This window comes from Flaviramulus sp., from assembly GCF_982512915.1.
In genome coordinates this window covers 52,130-70,555 of record NZ_CEWOCJ010000013.1, presented here as the reverse complement: position 1 = coordinate 70,555, position 18,426 = coordinate 52,130, and the positions used below count along the sequence as shown (strand labels likewise).

The following is an 18,426-nucleotide window of genomic DNA, read 5'->3' as shown; positions in this document are numbered from 1 at the left end:
AAATCAGCAGAATTATCGCCATCACATTCTACAGTTAAATCACTTGATGGTGTATCAATAATTGGAGGTGTATTATCAGTAATGGTAATAGTTTGTACTTGGTCAGCAGCAGAGTTTCCACATGCATCAGTTAAAGACCAAGTTCTAGAAATAACAAATGAACCTTGACAAGAACCAGTAACAGGGGCAGAATCAATAAATGTAGCTTGAATACCAGATGAACATCCGTCATTTTCATTAATAACATCACCAGTAAAGGCAACATCAACATCATAATTACAAGAAGCATCTGTAAATATTTCAATATCAGCAGGTGCTGTAAAAGTAGGAGGTGTATTATCAACAACCGTAAAAGTAGCAGAAGTAGAAACTGAATTACCACATTCATCAGTAGCTGTAAAAGCAACAAGCCCACTACCAGTTGCACCACAAGTTAAATTTAAGTTTGAAAAGTCATTAGACCAAGTAATGGAAGAACAAGCATCTGTAGCAGTAGCACCACCATTAGAATTTAACCACGCAATTAAATCAGCAGAATTATCGCCATCACATTCTACAGTTAAATCACTTGATGGTGTATTAATAATTGGAGGTGTATTATCAGTAATGGTAATAGTTTGTACTTGATCAGCTGCAGAGTTTCCGCTTGTATCAAGTAGAGACCATGTTCTTGATAAAATATATGAGCCATTGCATGGACCTGAAACTAAATTATCAGAATAAGTAGCATCCAATATTGTATCACAATTATCTGTTTCATCAATAACATCACCAGTAATGGCAACATCAACATTATAATTACAAGTAGCATCTGTAAATATTTCAATATCAACTGGCGCTGTAAAGGTCGGAGGTATATTATCTACGTCTACTACTACATCAAAATCATTTGTAATAGTACAGCCATTATTGTCAGTTACAGTAACCGAGTAATTACCAGAGCTTAATCCTGTTATATCTTCAGTTGTAGCTCCATTACTCCATAAGAATGAATATGGCGAAAATCCACCAGAAACTGAAATATCAATTGAACCGTCATTACCCGACGAACAAATAGCATTAGAAACATTACCTGAAAGTTCTAAAGCATCTAAAACAATAGAATTGCCGCTATAACTTGTAGCACAATTACCAGAATCATTTTTAACCAATAAATTATATAATCCTTCTGCTAAATTTAGAAAATCTGGACTGTATTGGTAAGTTAATCCATTATCTATTGAGTATTGGAAATTATTTCCTAAAGGACTAGTTACTTTAATATTAAATGAGTTACTAGTTGTACCACATTCAATATCTATCACTGGATCTGTTGTTAAGTCCACTACAGTTAAGGTTACCGTAGCTTGGTCACAAACTGAAGTATTTGGTGCAGGCAAGCAAACTTCGTAATCAAACGTAACATCACCAACAAATCCATTCGCTGGTGTAAAATTAAAAGTACCGTCAGAATTAAGATTAAAAGCTTGGACACCTGAAGATGGTGTTGGACCTGAGACTAAACTATATGTTGAATTTATTGGTACATTATTATTTATTGATAAATCACCATTATGGGCTTCATCAACACAATTAAAATCTTGTTGATCAACAGCGTATTTTTGAAGTAAAAAAAACTTTCCATCTCCATGATCTCTAGAAGCGCCTACAAACTCAATTTTAGTAATATTAGATCCTGTTGGTGCAAGTTCATTTAAATAAAATAAAGCTACAGCTATGGTTTGACCATTTTCATTTACTCTACCAGATCTCCAGTAATCAGAACCTGCTACTGGAACCCCCGGTATTGAACCTGTATAATTACCACTATTTCTAACAAAAGTTTCACCCAATTTTTGTTCTACACCGCCACCAACTGGTATGCCCCATACTTCAATATAAAAACAGTTATTTCCACCTCTTTCAGTAACAGCTAAAACACCGTCTTGATTAGAAGGAATAGCTGGGTTGTAAAAAATAGTTTGTTTTTGAGCATTTGTTGTTGCAATTGCGTTAAAATTATTACAAATATTTTGACCATTTGGATTAGCTGTAAAATAATGATTAAGATTCTTATCTTGAAAAGCAGATAAAGCCAAAGCATCCCAATTAGGTACATTACTTGCAGTAGCTATTAAAACACCATTTTCTCTAATCTCATTTGGTTCATGTCCATCAGGACCTAATCTGGTAAGTTCATAATCATTTGGGATAACGAATGTGTTATATATGGTTCCATCAATTGTAATAGACTCAATTACCGCTGGTCCAGCATTTCCTGCTTGAGGATTTGGTGACCATTGAAATGTTACTCCAGTCTGAATTGAAGGCGCCTGAGTTTGAGCTAACAATGAATTAGTTAAAATAACAAAAAACAATACCAAAAGAGTTTTTGTAGTTATAACTGATGAAATACAATTGTATTTTTTTCTCATGATTGAAAAGATTAAATGTATCTTATATTTATAATTTATGACACTTTGTGAAATTATTAGTCACAAAAATTAGTTTAAATGGTAAAAAAATAAAAGACTAGAAGGAAAACGTAGAGGAAATGATACTCAAAATATAAAGCCTGTTTATATTTAGGTGTTAGATTTGGGTTCATAATTTTTAATTTTTAATTTAAGCAGGTAAAACAAAAGAACATATATCTAATACTAAGTTCAAAACATTTATGATAAATTACTTATAATTCCGATTAAAAGCATATAAAAAACACTTAATCGTTTTAAAAAGTTATTAAACGTTAATATACTGATATTCTGATGTTTAACTCTGGGATTGTTTTTCAATCTATTATTTTTTAATTTTATTTTAACTTTATAATGGACAAATAACATGAATTTTATCGATAAAAACAACTTTTAATCGATAAAATTTACATTTAATCGAATTTATGAAAAAAATTATACTTGTTAGACATGCAAAATCTTCTTGGGAATTCAATCTTGAAGATTATGAACGACCTCTTAGCGAAAGAGGATTTAATGATGCTTCATTGGTTTCTAAAGAACTTTGTAATTATAAATTTCAACTTGATTTACTTATTTCAAGTGGTGCATTAAGGGCTAAAACTACAGCAGACATCTTTATTTCTAATTTAGAAATTGATAAAAATATTTGTAATGTAAATCATAGTTTATATGATTTTTCTGGTCAAGATTTACTACAGACTATTAAAAGCACTAATATTTTAGTAAATAATTTGATGCTTTTTGGCCATAATCATGCTATTACAGCATTTGTAAATACTTATGGAAATATATTTATTGAAAATGTACCTACTTGTGGCGTTGTTATTTTAGAATTTGATATAATAAATTGGAATGAAATAAAAAAAGGCAATACTTTAAAAACCATATTCCCTAGAGATTTAAAATAAATTTAAAAATTACTTATCATTTTCAAACCTATAATTTAGCCTAAATAGAATATATTTGTTTAGTAATTAAAATTCATAATATTTAATGATTAAAACAGAAACTACAGGCAATAGTTATGTGAATAGAGAAATTAGTTGGCTTCAATTTAACGCAAGGGTTTTGCAAGAAGCATCTGATGAAACAGTACCTTTAATTGAAAGACTAAGATTTTTAGGTATTTTCTCTAATAATTTAGATGAATTTTTTAAAGTAAGATACGCAACAGTTAAGCGAATTGTAGAGGCAGGAAAGACTGGTAAAAGTGAATTAGGTGGTATAAGAGCTCAAGAGCTTCTAGAAATAATTACTCAAATTGTTATAAAACAACAAAGTGAAAGTTTGGATATTTTACAATCAATTCATAAAAGTTTGGAACATGAAGCCATATATATTATAGACGAGACTCAAATTGACGACATTCAGCATGACTTTATAAAAAATTATTTTTTAAGAATAGTAAGTCCAGCACTAGTTACTATCATTTTAAATGATTTGATTGAATTGCCAAATCTAAAAGATAGTGCAGCATATTTAGCTGTAAAAATGGTTATGACTGATGATAAAAAACAATTTGCTTTAATAGAAATCCCTAAATCTGTTGATAGGTTTATTGAATTACCAAAGCAAGAAAACAAGAGTTATATCATTATGATAGATGATTTACTTCGTCATTGTTTAAGCGATATTTTTAATATTTTCGATTATAAAAGTATTTCAGCCCACATGATAAAAATCACCAGAGATGGTGAGTTAGATTTTGAGAGTGATTTAAGTAAAAGTTTTATTGAAAAAATTTCTGATAGTGTAAAGCATAGACAAGTTAGTGAGCCTGTAAGATTCGTTTATGATAAAACCATACATAAAGAAACACTTGAGTATTTAATGTCTAAAATGAACATTAATAATACAGATAGCATAATACCAGGAGGAAGATATCATAACAGAAGAGATTATATGGGTTTTCCGAGTTTAGAAAGAACAGATTTATTATACGATAAAATTGAAGCTTTACCTATAAAAGGATTGAGTTTACAAAACAGTATTTTTCAGGCGATAGCTAAAAAAGATTATTTATTACATGCGCCTTATCAAACATTTTCATACATCGTTAAGTTTTTAAGAGAAGCAGCCTTAGATCCAAATGTAAAAACGATTAAAATAACGATTTATAGATTAGCTGAAATCTCTCATATTGCTAGTTCATTGATAAATGCTGCAATTAATGGAAAATCTGTAACGGTTTCAATTGAGTTAAGAGCTAGGTTTGATGAAGAGGCAAATATTAATTACGCACAACAAATGGAAAAAGAGGGTATTAACCTCATTTTTGGTGTAGCTGGTTTAAAAGTTCACAGTAAAATGTGTGTAATAGAACGTGAAGAAGGAAAAAAAATAAAACGTTATGGTTTTATTAGTACAGGTAATTTCAATGAATCTACGGCTAAAATTTATACAGATTACACGCTATTTACAAGTAATCAAAAAATACTAAAAGATGTCACTAAAATTTTCAGTTTTTTCGAAACTAACTATAGAATTTTCAGTTACAAGCATTTAATAGTTTCACCTCATTATACGCAAAAAACCATTTTCAAACTTATTGATAATGAAATTGAAAAAGTAAGAAATGGTAAAGAAGGACTTATTAGATTAAAAATGAATAGTATTTCTAGTTACTTAATGATTGATAAACTTTATGAAGCAAGTAACGCGGGAGTTAAAATTCAAATGATCGTTAGGGGTATTTGTTGTTTAATACCAAGCGTAAAGGGTATGAGTGAAAATATTGAGGTAATTAGTATTATAGATAAATTTCTAGAGCATTCGAGAATTTACATTTTTGGAAGTAATGAAGACACTAAGTTATACATATCTTCTGCCGATTGGATGACAAGAAATATTGAAAATAGAGTAGAAGTGAGTTGTCCAATTTACGATAAGGCTATTAAAGAAGAAATTATAGATACTTTTAACATAAGCTGGAATGATAATGTAAAAGCTAGATTATTAAACGATTCACAAGAAAATCAGTATAGAGTTAATAATAAAGAAAAAATAAGGTCTCAGTTTGCTATGTACAATTATTATCTTAAAAAACTAGAAAACTAAGATGCTCTCAATAAAAAAATATGCAGCTATCGATATTGGTTCCAATGCAGTAAGATTATTGATATCGAACATAATTGAACAAAAAGGTAAACCTCCACAGTTTAAAAAAAACTCCTTAGTGCGTGTTCCTATTCGTTTAGGTGCTGATGTTTTTATAAAAAATAAAATATCAAAAGAAAACACACAGCGTATTATTGATACGATGCTTGCTTTTAAATTGCTTATGAAATCTCATAAAGTAGTAAAATATAAAGCTTGTGCAACTTCTGCGATGCGAGAATCAGAAAACGGAAAACAAGTAGTAGATTTAGTTCTAAAACAAGCTGGTATTAGTATTGATGTTATTGAGGGTGAAGAGGAAGCAGCTATTATTGCTGCCACAGATTTAGATAAATATATAGATAATTCAAAAACATATTTGTATGTTGATGTTGGTGGTGGTAGTACAGAATTTACAATCATAAACCAAGGCAATCAAGTCATATCTAAATCTTTCAAAATAGGGACTGTTAGACTCTTAAACGATATGGTTTTAAAAGAAACATGGTTAGAATTAGAAAAATGGATAGGCGAACACGCCAAAGGGTTCCATAAAATTGATGTTTTAGGATCTGGAGGTAATATCAATAAAATTTTCAAAATATCTGGAAAAGCTATGGGTAAGCCACTTTCTTATTTCTACATGACATCATATTTCAACATGCTCCAAACGTATTCTTACGAAGAGCGTATTACCGAACTTGATTTAAATCAAGATAGAGCAGATGTTATTATTCCTGCCATGCGTATATACCTTTCTGCGATGAAATGGAGCGGTGCTAAGAACATTTATGTTCCTAAAATAGGTCTTGCAGATGGAATTATTAAAAGTATATACTACGATACTGTTTCAAGCAATACACAGTAAAATTCTGCACTTTACCTCTTATAATTGTATAATTTTAATTTTATAATATATATTCGTTGGATATAATTATTATAAATTATATCCCAAACCTATTAATTATGAAAAAAATATTACTACTAGTTTTACTAATTGGCACTTCATTTTACGGATTTTCTCAAGATCAAGTTATTAAAGATTCTATTTATTCTGAAACTCCAGAAGTTAATAATTCCAAAAAATCAACATTTCAAGGTGTTAAGTATGGTGTAAGAGGTGGATTCAATATCTCAAACTTAGCTATTGACGGTAATGTGAATATTGAAAATGAGCACAGAAACAGTTTGTATTTTGGTGCTTTTGCAAATATTGGATTATCAAAACTATTATCAGTTGTTCCAGAATTGCAATTTTCAGCTGAAGGTGCTAATGAAGAAGTTTTACACTTAGACTATATTCAAATGCCCATTTTATTGAGATTTAGAATCAGTGAAAAATTCCATGCTGGTTTTGGTCCTCAAGTTGGTTTAAAGGTTCATAAATACGAAGACAGAGTAAACAATATAGCCTATTCAGCATTAGCTGGTGTAGAATATAAAATTAACCACGCTATTTTTGTAGATGCTAGATATACTTATGGCATCAGAAATATTTTTGATGATAAGTTATTGGCTACAGCTACAAACACTAATATTCAATTAGGTGTAGGTTATAAGTTTTAACCATGAATGGTTTCTTTAGTGCCTAAATTACTTATAATATCACTTTCGTATACAAGAAGTTGTTGCCATTTGGTGTCAACTTCTTTTTTTTCGCCATATTTTCTAGCAAATCCTAAAAACATGGTATAATGGTTAGCTTCACTAATCATTAGTTTTCTGTAAAAGCCAGCTAATTCTTTATCTTGTAATTCCTCTGATAATAGTCTAAAACGCTCACAACTTCTGGCTTCAATTAAAGCAGCATAAAGCAATCTATGAACCAATTGCGTAGTTCTACTTCCTCCTTTAGGAAAAAATTTAACCAATTCTATAACGTAATCGTCACGTCTGTCTCTTCCTAAAGTCCAACCACGTTCTATTATTTTATCATGTACCATTTTAAAATGGCTAATTTCTTCTTTAACTAAAGCCGTCATTTCTTGTACAAGCTCATTGTATTCGGGAAAACTAACTATTAATGAAATTGCTGTACTCGTTGCTTTCTGTTCGCAAAAGGCATGGTCTGTAAGTATTTCTTCTATGTTTTTTTCAACAATATTTACCCATCGTGGGTCTGTTGGTAATTTAAGTCCTAGCATATTTTATACAATTTCTAATTCTTCAAAACTATAGCGGCCTTTATCATCTATTTTAAGGGTGAAAATTATATTATTTACTTCTTTAGGATATACTATACCGGTATATAAATATATATAGTCTTGATTAAAACTTTTGTCTTGTTCCAAGCTAGTCCCCAGATTTATAGCATCTATAAGCGCTTCATTATTAACAATATTGTTTTTTAATAAAAAGGCATTATTAATGGTTTCATTAAAAATTAGCTTTCCATTTTTTGTAATAGTCACTTCAGAAATCCAATTTTTAAAAATATCCATATGATTAGTGAGCGTGTCTGTTTTATATTCATGTGTTACAGAATATTCATCAACCGAATATGTTTTAATACAAACCGTAAAACCATTACTTAAAATGGTGTCTTTTTTCACTTCAGAATATACTTCTGGAATATATTCAACAAGTGTTATATGTTTTTTAGACTCTTTAAATTTTGCAACAGATTCCTTTAAAAGGTCTCTTTTATTTTGGTTTCCATTACAACTAATTAAAGCTAATGTAGATAGAAAAAAAATAATTGCTAATACGCTGTTATATAATAATTTAAACATCTAAATCAAAAGTTTTTTTTAAAATATCTAAATTAGGATTTTTCTCCTTTAATTTTTCAAATTTCTCTTTTGCAGAGTAAACATATTGTTTATCTAATTCCTCATTAACAATGATATTTAAATTGATATCAAAGTTGTTTAGTTTTTTTCTTAAGTATGAAAGAATCTCGTATAAGTTTTTTTCTAACTCCAATTTATTGGTTTCGTTCGGAAACTCTAAATAAGCAGTAACACCTTTTACTTTTGGAGTATCAATAGAAAGGATAGAGGCTAGGTTATGTTTACCTTCATTTCGTAATATTTCGGTATAGGCTTTCCAAGATTCTACAAAATCTATTTCAGAAAATGGTTCTTTTGGTAAATTTTCTTCATCAATAACCACATCCATTTGCTTAATAAGATGTTCTTTTTTTGCTTTGATACTGCTTAAAGATAGTCCGGATGCTCTTTTAGTATTTTGTTTTAAAACAATTTTTGGTGGTTCTTGTACTTGAAAAGATGCAACTACAGTGTTTTGCGAATTTGATTTATAAGAATCTTCGGGTGTAACTGATTTTTCCTTAGTTGGTTTTGCTTCTTTTTTAGGAATAATTAAAGGAACAGGCGTGATACCTTTATTTTTAAAATAAGAAGCAGGAATTATGTAATGTTTGCTATTTTTTTTTTCTCCATCAAAAGTGATAGAGGCAAGTTGCATTAAACAAAGTTCTACTAATAAGCGCTGATTTTTACTGGTTTTATACTTGAGGTCGCAATCGTTTGCTAACTGAATACCTTGCATCAAAAACGCTTGAGAGGCTTTTGTAGATTGCTTTAAGTATTTCTTTTTAGTATCATCGCCAATTTCAAGCAATTCAATAGTTTCTGGTGTTTTACTTACTAATAAATCTCTAAAATGAGATGCTAAACCAGCAATAAAATGGTGGCCATCAAAGCCTTTTGAAAGCGTATTATTAAACTGCAGCAAAAGGTTTGGGATTTTGTTTTCTAAAATTAAATCGGTGCTTGTAAAATAGGTTTCGTAATCAAGTACATTTAAATTCTCAGTAACGGCTTGTCTGGTTAAATTTTTACCAGAAAAGCTTACAACACGATCAAAAATAGAAAGCGCATCACGCATGGCGCCATCTGCTTTTTGAGCAATGATATGTAGCGCATCATCTTCAGCGTCTATACCTTGCTCGGAAGCTATGTATTTTAAATAATCTTTAGCATCTTTAACCGTAATACGTTTAAAATCAAAAATTTGACAACGCGATAAAATAGTTGGGATTATCTTATGCTTCTCAGTAGTTGCTAAAATAAAAATACAATGTTTTGGTGGTTCTTCTAATGTTTTAAGAAAAGCATTAAAAGCCGCTTGAGAAAGCATATGCACCTCATCAATAATATATACTTTGTACTTGCCTACTTGTGGTGGAATTCTAACCTGGTCGGTTAAGCTTCTAATATCATCTACAGAGTTGTTAGATGCGGCATCCAGCTCAAAAATATTGAAAGCAAAATCTTCATCTCCTGTTTCGGTGCCATCGCTGTTTATCATCTTAGCCAAAATGCGTGCACAGGTAGTTTTACCAACACCTCTAGGACCTGTAAATAGTAAGGCTTGTGCTAAATGATTGTTATCAATGGCATTAAGTAAGGTATTTGTAATAGCTTGTTGTCCCACAACATCTTTAAATGTTTGGGGCCTGTATTTTCTTGCCGATACTACAAAGTGTTCCATTAAAAATCTTAAAGTAACAAAGTTAAAAATTCAGTTTAAAATTAAGAATTCTAAACTTTGAATTTATGTTTAGTTATTAACAAAATAACGCTTTAATGCTTGTAAGTTTTTATTGACTTTATGAAAAAAAATACTAACTTCGTTTAACGACTTATATAAAACATTAAAACGATTTCATATCTTGAAGTTATGTGAAAGCTGAAAAAAGTTCAGTATTACCATCAAACTTCTTCTCTTAAACATTAAAATTTAGAGCCGATTTATACACTATTAAAAAATTTCTTCAAAAAAGTGTGATTTTTGTAACCATTGTGCGAATAATTAAGAAAAGACGAATACTTCTTAATAAAATCGAACTAAAATGGAAAATAAAAACATCAGATTAATTATTGTTGTTGTTACAGCATTTACAATATTCACATCAGGATGTAGCATTTCGATAACCAGAAATTATTATAGTGCAAAACCAAAAACACCAATAAAGACAGACAGTACAACCTATGTATTAAAATTAGGTTCTCAAACTCACAAACCGAATGATGGACAAAAATAGAACAGCCAATTTTCTTGTTATTGTCGAGAACAACAAAGGTATTCTATTTAAAGTCGCAAACTCATATTGTCAGAATATTGAAGATAGAAAAGACCTCGTTCAAGAAATTATTTTGCAATTGTGGAAATCATTTGACAGCTACAACGAAAAATTTAAATATTCAACTTGGATATACCGAATTTCCTTGAATGTAGCTATTTCGTTCTACAGGAAAGAGAGCACTAGAAAACGGATTTCAAACCCGATTACAACAGATATTTTCGATTTTTCCAACAAAGAAATATCTGATGAAAAAGAAACCAACTTGCGACTATTGAATCATATAATTTCAGAATTAAATGATTTGAACAAAGCTCTAATGTTACTATACCTCGAAGAAAAAAGTTACAAGGAAATTTCAGAAATCATCGGAATTACAGAAACCAATATTGCAACAAAAATTGCCAGAATTAAAAGCATACTAAAAAAGGAATTCAATCAACTTAAAATTCAATAAAATGGAAAATATAGAACTTATAAATATTTGGAAAGAGCAAAATGTCAAAATAGAAAAAACATTGACAATTAATAAATTACTTTTAAAAGAGACTATTGGCAGAAAGGCAGAATCTACTTTAAACGGCTTGGTTAAATTAAAAACGGCAGGAATAGTAGCTTTTGTATTTTATCTTCTCATCTTAGGCTATGCCTTGTTTTATGCTATTTCAAATTATTCTTCGGCAAGTAATTATTTTATTGTTTCAGTTTCAGCAATCGCTTTGATAAATATAAAAGGGTTTGCAGACTATATTAAACAACTTGCTTGGACAAAAAATATAAATTACGATGGTAGCATAATGGAAATTCAGAAACAATTATCAAGACTTCAACTTTCCATAATTGACCACGCCAAAATTATGTGTTTACAATTTCCCTTTTTTACAACATTTTATTTGAGTAACAATTGGTTTCCACAAAACGTGGGATTACCTTATATTATCTTTCAGACAATCCTAACAAGTGGGTTTATTTATTTTTCCTTTTGGTTGTATAAAAATCACCAACCCGAAAACTTAAATAAAAAATGGTTTAGAAATTTAATAGCAGGTTCGGGCGGAAAATCCGTTGAAAAAGCCATTGAATTCTACAGAGAAATAGAAGAATTTGAAAAGGAAAATGGTTTAATAAAAAAAGCCAGCACATAACAATGTATCTAAAAGATAGGCGAAATACTAATAAATTCAAGGTTTTTGGCTCGTATCAAACTTTGTTCTTATCCGAAAGATTTGTGCTTCGAAATCGCCTACTTTTCATATACTAACCGTTGTGCGTCAGCTAAAAAAACGACACATTAATAATTAAAATCAAGGATATGAAAAACAAATTGACACATTTTGCCATTCACATTGACGACATTGAAAGAGCAAAGAGTTTTTATGATGGAGTTTTTGATTGGGGTTTCAATTCTTATGGTCAAAACGACTTTTTGCAAATCAAAGCCGATAAGACCGAAAACGGAGAATTAATTGGAGCTTTGCAATCAAGAAAATATTCACCAGTTCCCGAAAAAATAATTGGCTTGGAATGCTCTATTGGAGTTGAAAATATTGACGATATAATCGAAAAGGTAAAAAACAATGGCGGAAAAATATTAATGCCAAAAACACTTATTCCATATGTTGGTTGGATTGCCAAGTTTTTAGATACCGAAGGGAACTTGATTTGTGGAATGCAATACGACAATTCAGCAAGATGAAAAATTCACGCCCAATTCATCCAGACTTCCAATTCTTTTTGGACTTAAAAGACCAAGAAGTAATAGAGTTGTTTATCGATTTGCGACAATATATTTTGGAGTTATATCCTGTCTGTAACGAACTTCTCTATCATACGCACGCATTGACAGCAGTTTTTTCAATCTCTGAAAAGCTATCGGACGCATTTTGTATGTTGCCAATTTACACGAATCACTTCAATTTGGGATTTAACAAAGGAACACTTCTAAAAGACCCTAACCAATTGTTGACCGGAACAGGAAAATTAATAAGACACATTGATGTGAAAAAACCAAATGACTACAGAAACCCCAAAGTGACTGCATTAATTCAAGAAGCGATTGACTTTGCAATAAAAGACATGGACAAACCGACAAAATCTATCGGAAAGACTATATCGAAAATCAAGAAAAAATAAAGCCGAATGCACAACAAAAATGTATATAAAAAATAGCGCAAGTCATTGCTAACAGGAAGGTTCGAGCATTTTTTTGGAAATCGCCAAATTCTGATTATGAATTAGACCAAAGAGAACATTTTGAATTCTTGGGAGCAAAATACAATCCAACCGATGAAAACACTAAAGAAGAAGTTTGGATACCATTAAAAATCGTGAAAACGACTGCACATAACACCGTATATGATTTATTGCTAGTTCTAGCCTACTTACGAAAATCCTCTCGAATTTTTTTTTATTTCGTTTGTATTTGCTAAATTAGGTGCTTAAACAAGCAACAAACCATATACAACAAGGCAGCCAATTATAGGACAAAATACCGACAAGCAAAAATGACCATACATTTCAAAGGAGATAACCGAAAATCTTAGTGAGTAGGTGTAGAAATAAATTTAAATAAAAATCACAGCATAATGAAGATTTACATTTTAACTATACTTTTTTTATTCTCTTTAAAATGCTATTCTCAATCAGAAAAAGTAAAATTCTCAGCATTTGATGGATACATAATTGCAGGATATGTTGATAATGGTGCTTTCATCAACTTTACAGGGCCAAACATAAATTATTCATTCAAGGAGTCAAAATTTGCTATTGGAATGCTGCCTTCACTTCGTATTAGAGAAGATAATGGTCTTACAAAAAACAGCTTAATTACACCAAATCTTGGATTAGGTTTCACTTATAGTTACAAAATTTGGTCATTTCAATTACCCTTGTATTACAATACAAAAACAAATACAGACAACGGAAAATGGCACATAGGCGTAGGTTTAGGATTGAGATTTTATAAAATCAAAAAAAATGAAAATGATTAGAATAACCATTGGCTAAAACAGCACCTACCCCAAAAGCGAGGTTTCGTACTCCGAAAACCGTTAAACGAACCATTCTAAAACCAAATAACCATTCTATTTAAATAACAGTATATCAATCACTTGCGTTAAGGATTGAACCGTTTGTTTGAGCTCGCCGACGCAAGGAGGTAGCAAGTAGTGAAAGCCTGACCCAAAGGGTAACGCCCAAATATTAAAATAAACTATGTTTTTAGTTTTTGTTTGTTGTAACTTTGCGGTAAGTAAAACGCCTTATCGCTCGAAGTTTAGCTTCGGGAGGAAAGTCCGAACACCGTAGTGCAACATAGTGGCTAATAACCACCAGCCGTGAGGTTAGGAAAAGTGCAACAGAAAGTATGTACAGGTCATGCTGTAGTGAAACCAGGTAAACTCTATGTGGTGCAATGCCATGTATACCAACGTTTGAGGGCTGCACGCTCGATTGTTGGAGGGTAGGCAGCTAAAGTGTATTGGTAACAATGTACTGAGATAAATGATAAGGGCTTTTTCTTTTTTAAGAAAGAGTACAGAATTCGGCTTATAGATTTACTTATTTAAACAGGCTCTTTGTTAAAGCAAAGAGCTTTGTTTTTAAGGCATATTTTTAAAGAAACTAAACATATTACCGCCATAACTTTTTGAATAGTCGTAATAGGGTAGTGCGGATAAATTGGTGTGCTTTGAGTGCTCTATGATTAAAAGACCATCTGGCAACAGCAGATTGTTTTGAAATACTAATTCTGGAATTTTAGCAAAAAGCGTGTCAGAGAAATCGTAAGGCGGATCGGCAAAAATAATATTGGCTTGTTGGGTTGCTTTTTCTAGATACTTAAATACATCGCTTTTTATGATATCTATAGGCATCTCGAAAGCTTCTGAAGTTTGGTTTATAAATTTTACACATCCAAAATCTTGATCTACACATGTAATTTTTTCAGTGCCTCTTGATGCAAATTCGTAACTTATATTGCCTGTACCTGCAAATAAATCTAATACCGAAATATCATCAAAATAATATGTGTTATTGATGATGTTGAAAAGAGATTCTTTAGCCATATCAGTAGTTGGCCTAACGGGTAAGTTTTTAGGGGCTACAATTTTTCTACTTTTGTATAATCCTGATATTATGCGCATTAAAAGCTATTTATTAAAGTAAAGTTTGAATATGCTGTTTTGGGTATATTGATGTATTTGTAAGTATCGTGCCTATTACCAAAACTGATATTTCGTATGTATTTATAAGCTATATTATAGATTTGATCATCCTTATTTACATCTCCTATAAAAACTAAATTAAGTGTTTCTGGGTTTAAGTTTAATTGCTCAAGAGTGAATAAAAGGAAATATATAAAATCTTCTTTAGTGTTATGCTTAAAGGTATTATACAGTACTAATTTAGCTTTCTCTGTAATGATAAGTTCAAATTGATGTTTACTTATATTTACGTGAGCTTTAACAGTTTCTGAATGTTTTTCTATTTGTAAGATATTTGATATTAAAACACTTGATAGGTGTTTGTATGTAAAGTCACCAAAGATGTCATAAATAAAGTTGTTTATGTTTATATAGGGCACATAAACATTAACGCTATCATTTATTAAAAGTTCATCATATGCTATAAAATCTGATTTAAGGATTTTAGAACTAAATTTTAAATAATCAGCTAAGCAATCTTCGTTAAATAGTGGTTTTGGTACTAATGCAGATAATTGGTTATCATGAATAATGATAACTTCCTCAAAATTATTGTTAAGGTCAGAATCAGTTTCAAAATGCTTTTTTAAAACATCTAATAACTCTAAGTGATTTAATTTTTTTTCAAAATTAATATCTTTTAAATATGTAATAGTATTTGTTTCTGAATTTAGAATACAAAAAGAAAGTCCACTCAAACTTGTTTGAATGGACAATTTTAGTTTAGTTAATTTATTAGAATATTTATTCTGCAGAGCCATATGTTTTAGGCCAGTTTCCGTTAGTGTTAACTTCATCCATAGAGCCTACTTTTAATTTATCACCGTTTACACCGTCAACTGATACTACTTGATTTTCTTGTGTCAAAAGATCCTTATTTTGATCAGCTAAAATTACATTTTTTAAAACCGATGCTTCAAAAACGGGTATCTTAATATTATTTTGTTCTAAAAATCCAGCTTGCATTTTAAATTTCTCACCTGATGTATTAGGAACGTTCATCATTGTTTTATAACGACTTGAGTTTTTGAATAAAGAATCTTTTATAGATACAAACCCTAATGTGTCAATCACAGTAATTTCTTTTACCATATCTACTCCAAAACGCTTAGTAGCTTCTACATCGGGAATCGTAGAATCACGTCTTTGCGTAATAGTAAATTCTGCAGTATCAAGAAACTTCACTAAATTATCAAAGTTGTCTGTGAACTTACCAGTTACTTGTTTATGGGCTAATTGCGCATCTCTAATATCAATTAAACTCTTAATAACCTCTGCGTAGCGCTTGTTTTTTACTTTATTAAATTGAATTGGCTCATAAATAGACAAATAAGTCTGGTAACCTAAGAAAGCAATTAATAACCAAAGGACTATGTTTAAAATGGGTTTAAACTTAGAAGGTATAAATTTGTCAACCAGCTTTACTAGGCCAATTGTAACTAATATCACTGCAACTGCAATAAGAATAAATGTTAACATAGTATGTTTTTGAATTAAAAAGTTATTAAAGGTATTTAGCAAATCTACAATTTTTTTTTAATCGTAAAAACCTATGAGAGTAAAAATCATTTCTATCTTTGAATAATTTTTAAAAAGGTACTTTATTTAATGACCGCATCCGAATTCTATTCACTTATAAAACAACAGTTTCCGTTTCAACCAACCGTAAAACAAAATATTGTTTTACATCAACTTTCTGAATTTATTTTTAGTAAAGAAAATAATGCGCTCTACTTACTTAAAGGATATGCAGGAACAGGAAAAACTACTATTGTTGGTACAATAGTGACTAATTTGTGGAAAGCTAAAAAAAGTGCCGTACTTATGGCACCAACTGGTAGAGCAGCAAAAGTAATATCAAATTACTCAGGAAAAGAAGCCTTTACCATACATAAAAAAATTTACTTCCCTAAAAAAGAAAAAAATGGTGGTGTAAAATTTGTTCTACAACCTAATAAACATAAAAACACCATTTTTATAGTAGATGAAGCCTCTATGATACCTGATACGCCTGGAGAGTCAAAATTATTTGAAAATGGATCGTTGTTAGATGATTTGATGCAATATGTTTACTCTGGTCATCAGTGTAAATTACTTTTAATTGGTGATACCGCTCAATTGCCACCCGTAAAATTAGATTTAAGTCCTGCTTTAAATGAAGATACACTTAGTTTAAATTATAACAAACAAGTTACTAAAATGGAGCTTGATGAAGTAGTTAGGCAAGAGCAAAACTCAGGTATTCTTGTTAATGCAACTGTTTTACGAGAAGCTTTAAACCATTCAATTCATAATTCATTTAAATTTGATTTAAATAATTTTAAAGATATAATTAGGCTAATTGATGGTCTAGAAATTATGGACGCCATTAATGATGCTTATAGCGATTTGGGTAAAGAGGAAACTGCCATAATTGTAAGAAGTAATAAACGAGCCAATTTATACAATCAGCAAATTCGAAACCGAATACTTTTTAACGAAAATGAGCTTACTACCGGTGATTTTTTAATGGTAGTAAAGAATAATTATTTCTGGATTAAGCCTACTACGGAGGCTGGTTTTATTGCTAATGGCGATATTATTGAAGTTTTAGAAATTTTTAATATTATAGAACTTTATGATTTTCGTTTTGCCGAAGTAAAAGTGAGAATGGTTGATTACCCCAAAATGCAACCTTTTGAAACGGTATTACTTTTGGATACGATTGATGCCGAGTCTCCATCTTTATCTTATGAAGACTCTAATAAGTTGTATCAAGAAGTTATGAAAGACTTCGAAAACGAGACAAGTAACTACAAAAAATTTTTGAAAGTAAAGAGTAGTAAGCATTTTAACGCTTTACAAGTTAAGTTTTCTTACGCAATAACCTGTCATAAATCACAAGGAGGCCAATGGCAAACTGTTTTTGTAGAACAACCATACTTACCAAATGGTATTGATAAAGAATATTTGCGTTGGTTATACACAGCAATTACAAGAGCAAAAGATAAACTTTACCTCATAGGATTTAATGATGACTTTTTTGAGGAATAGTTTTTGATTATATTTAAACATGACTTTTGAAACTATAATAAGTATTTGTCTAGGTATTGGTTTAGCAGCTTCTGTTGGTTTTCGAGTATTTTTGCCTCTCTTTGCGTTAAGTTTGGCATCGTATTTTGATCTATGGGCTCTTAATGAGTCTTGGCAATGGATTGGTAACACTTCAGCATTAACTACTTTAGGAATCGCAACAATTATTGAGATATTTGCTTATTTTATTCCTTATATTGATAATTTATTAGATAGTATAACGTTACCATTAGCCGCCTTAGCAGGAACAGTTGTAATGTTATCAACAGTATCAGATTTAAGCCCAATAATTACTTGGACGTTAGCCATTATAGCTGGAGGGGGTTCGGCATCAGCAATTGCAGGAACATCAAGTACTACTAGATTAGCATCAACAGCAACAACTGCAGGTTTAGCAAACCCACTTTTTTCAGCTTTAGAAACTGGCGTATCTATTGTAATGTCTATTATTTCAATTTTCATTCCTATTCTTGCTATAATTTTAGTTGTCGTTATTTTATTAATTATCTTTAGACTTTATAAAAAGTTAAAAAAAAATAAACATAAATAA

19 protein-coding genes and 1 other RNA gene are annotated in these 18,426 nt (G+C 30.4%); 13 read left to right on the top strand and 7 right to left on the bottom strand.

The genetic code is table 11. The features are described 5' to 3' along the window. A partial coding sequence (locus AC1XJX_RS09975; protein ID WP_482003834.1) for an Ig-like domain-containing protein occupies positions 1 to 2,414 on the bottom strand: 2,414 nt, incomplete at its 3' end. 464 nt (positions 2,415 to 2,878) lie between these two features. Here AC1XJX_RS09975 and AC1XJX_RS09970 point away from each other — a divergent pair. The 4 genes from AC1XJX_RS09970 (at position 2,879) to AC1XJX_RS09955 (ending at position 7,118) form a co-directional block, all read left to right on the top strand. Continuing rightward, positions 2,879 to 3,364: a SixA phosphatase family protein gene (locus AC1XJX_RS09970; protein WP_482003833.1), complete on the top strand. Its 486-nt coding sequence runs from the start codon at positions 2,879 to 2,881 to the stop codon at positions 3,362 to 3,364. An 85-nt stretch (positions 3,365 to 3,449) separates the two neighbouring features. Beyond that, complete coding sequence (gene ppk1, locus AC1XJX_RS09965) at positions 3,450 to 5,513, top strand: polyphosphate kinase 1 (protein WP_482003832.1); 2,064 nt, start codon at positions 3,450 to 3,452, stop codon at positions 5,511 to 5,513. 1 nt (position 5,514) lies between these two features. Next, positions 5,515 to 6,420: a Ppx/GppA phosphatase family protein gene (locus tag AC1XJX_RS09960; RefSeq protein WP_482003831.1), complete on the top strand. Its 906-nt coding sequence runs from the start codon at positions 5,515 to 5,517 to the stop codon at positions 6,418 to 6,420. Between the two features lie 98 nt (positions 6,421 to 6,518). Further along, positions 6,519 to 7,118, top strand: a complete 600-nt coding sequence (locus AC1XJX_RS09955; protein ID WP_482003830.1) for a porin family protein — start codon at positions 6,519 to 6,521, stop codon at positions 7,116 to 7,118. Here AC1XJX_RS09955 and AC1XJX_RS09950 read toward each other — a convergent pair. Genes AC1XJX_RS09950 through dnaX form a run of 3 tightly spaced genes read right to left on the bottom strand, consistent with a single transcriptional unit; the run spans position 7,115 to position 10,010 of the window. Beyond that, entirely contained in the window at positions 7,115 to 7,696 is a 582-nt protein-coding gene (locus tag AC1XJX_RS09950; protein ID WP_482003829.1) for a MiaE family protein, read from the bottom strand. The two genes, AC1XJX_RS09955 and AC1XJX_RS09950, sit on opposite strands and share 4 nt — an antisense overlap. Before the next feature lie 3 nt (positions 7,697 to 7,699). After that, positions 7,700 to 8,284: a hypothetical protein gene (locus AC1XJX_RS09945; RefSeq protein WP_482003828.1), complete on the bottom strand. Its 585-nt coding sequence runs from the start codon at positions 8,282 to 8,284 to the stop codon at positions 7,700 to 7,702. Further along, complete coding sequence (dnaX, locus tag AC1XJX_RS09940) at positions 8,277 to 10,010, bottom strand: DNA polymerase III subunit gamma/tau (protein WP_482003827.1); 1,734 nt, start codon at positions 10,008 to 10,010, stop codon at positions 8,277 to 8,279. The genes AC1XJX_RS09945 and dnaX overlap by 8 nt, the downstream gene beginning before the upstream one ends. A 361-nt stretch (positions 10,011 to 10,371) precedes the next feature. Between dnaX and AC1XJX_RS09935 the strand changes: the two genes are divergently transcribed. From AC1XJX_RS09935 to rnpB, 7 genes are all read left to right on the top strand, one after another. Then, entirely contained in the window at positions 10,372 to 10,563 is a 192-nt protein-coding gene (locus tag AC1XJX_RS09935) for a hypothetical protein (protein ID WP_482003826.1), read from the top strand. After that, a complete protein-coding gene (locus AC1XJX_RS09930; RefSeq protein ID WP_482003825.1) occupies positions 10,550 to 11,059 on the top strand; it encodes an RNA polymerase sigma factor in 510 nt (169 codons plus the stop codon). The genes AC1XJX_RS09935 and AC1XJX_RS09930 overlap by 14 nt, the downstream gene beginning before the upstream one ends. 1 nt (position 11,060) lies before the next feature. Then, entirely contained in the window at positions 11,061 to 11,747 is a 687-nt protein-coding gene (locus tag AC1XJX_RS09925) for a hypothetical protein (protein ID WP_482003824.1), read from the top strand. A 167-nt stretch (positions 11,748 to 11,914) separates the two neighbouring features. Continuing rightward, on the top strand, positions 11,915 to 12,298 hold the full coding sequence (locus AC1XJX_RS09920; protein WP_482003823.1) for a VOC family protein: 384 nt from the start codon (positions 11,915 to 11,917) through the stop codon (positions 12,296 to 12,298). Further along, complete coding sequence (locus AC1XJX_RS09915) at positions 12,295 to 12,735, top strand: DUF1801 domain-containing protein (protein WP_482003822.1); 441 nt, start codon at positions 12,295 to 12,297, stop codon at positions 12,733 to 12,735. The genes AC1XJX_RS09920 and AC1XJX_RS09915 overlap by 4 nt, the downstream gene beginning before the upstream one ends. Before the next feature lie 452 nt (positions 12,736 to 13,187). After that, on the top strand, positions 13,188 to 13,592 hold the full coding sequence (locus tag AC1XJX_RS09910) for a hypothetical protein (protein WP_482003821.1): 405 nt from the start codon (positions 13,188 to 13,190) through the stop codon (positions 13,590 to 13,592). A 257-nt stretch (positions 13,593 to 13,849) separates the two neighbouring features. Next, positions 13,850 to 14,167: RNase P RNA component class A (rnpB, locus tag AC1XJX_RS09905), an RNA gene on the top strand. A 34-nt stretch (positions 14,168 to 14,201) separates the two neighbouring features. On the opposite strand, the gene AC1XJX_RS09900 is transcribed toward rnpB, so the two are convergent. Genes AC1XJX_RS09900 through AC1XJX_RS09890 form a run of 3 tightly spaced genes read right to left on the bottom strand, consistent with a single transcriptional unit; the run spans position 14,202 to position 16,283 of the window. Beyond that, the gene (locus AC1XJX_RS09900; protein ID WP_482003820.1) at positions 14,202 to 14,744 is read right to left on the bottom strand and encodes an RsmD family RNA methyltransferase; all 543 of its coding nucleotides are present in this window, start codon (positions 14,742 to 14,744) and stop codon (positions 14,202 to 14,204) included. Continuing rightward, entirely contained in the window at positions 14,744 to 15,601 is an 858-nt protein-coding gene (locus AC1XJX_RS09895) for a DUF3822 family protein (RefSeq protein WP_482003819.1), read from the bottom strand. The genes AC1XJX_RS09900 and AC1XJX_RS09895 overlap by 1 nt, the downstream gene beginning before the upstream one ends. Then, positions 15,549 to 16,283 (bottom strand): hypothetical protein, encoded by a 735-nt coding sequence (locus AC1XJX_RS09890; protein ID WP_482003818.1) that lies wholly within the window; start codon positions 16,281 to 16,283, stop codon positions 15,549 to 15,551. The genes AC1XJX_RS09895 and AC1XJX_RS09890 overlap by 53 nt, the downstream gene beginning before the upstream one ends. Before the next feature lie 129 nt (positions 16,284 to 16,412). Between AC1XJX_RS09890 and AC1XJX_RS09885 the strand changes: the two genes are divergently transcribed. Both AC1XJX_RS09885 and AC1XJX_RS09880 read left to right on the top strand, forming a co-directional pair. Beyond that, positions 16,413 to 17,837 carry an ATP-dependent DNA helicase gene (locus AC1XJX_RS09885; protein WP_482003817.1) on the top strand — a complete coding sequence of 475 codons (1,425 nt, stop codon included), beginning with the start codon at positions 16,413 to 16,415 and terminating at the stop codon, positions 17,835 to 17,837. A 19-nt stretch (positions 17,838 to 17,856) separates the two neighbouring features. After that, a complete protein-coding gene (locus tag AC1XJX_RS09880) occupies positions 17,857 to 18,426 on the top strand; it encodes a DUF4126 domain-containing protein (protein WP_482003816.1) in 570 nt (189 codons plus the stop codon).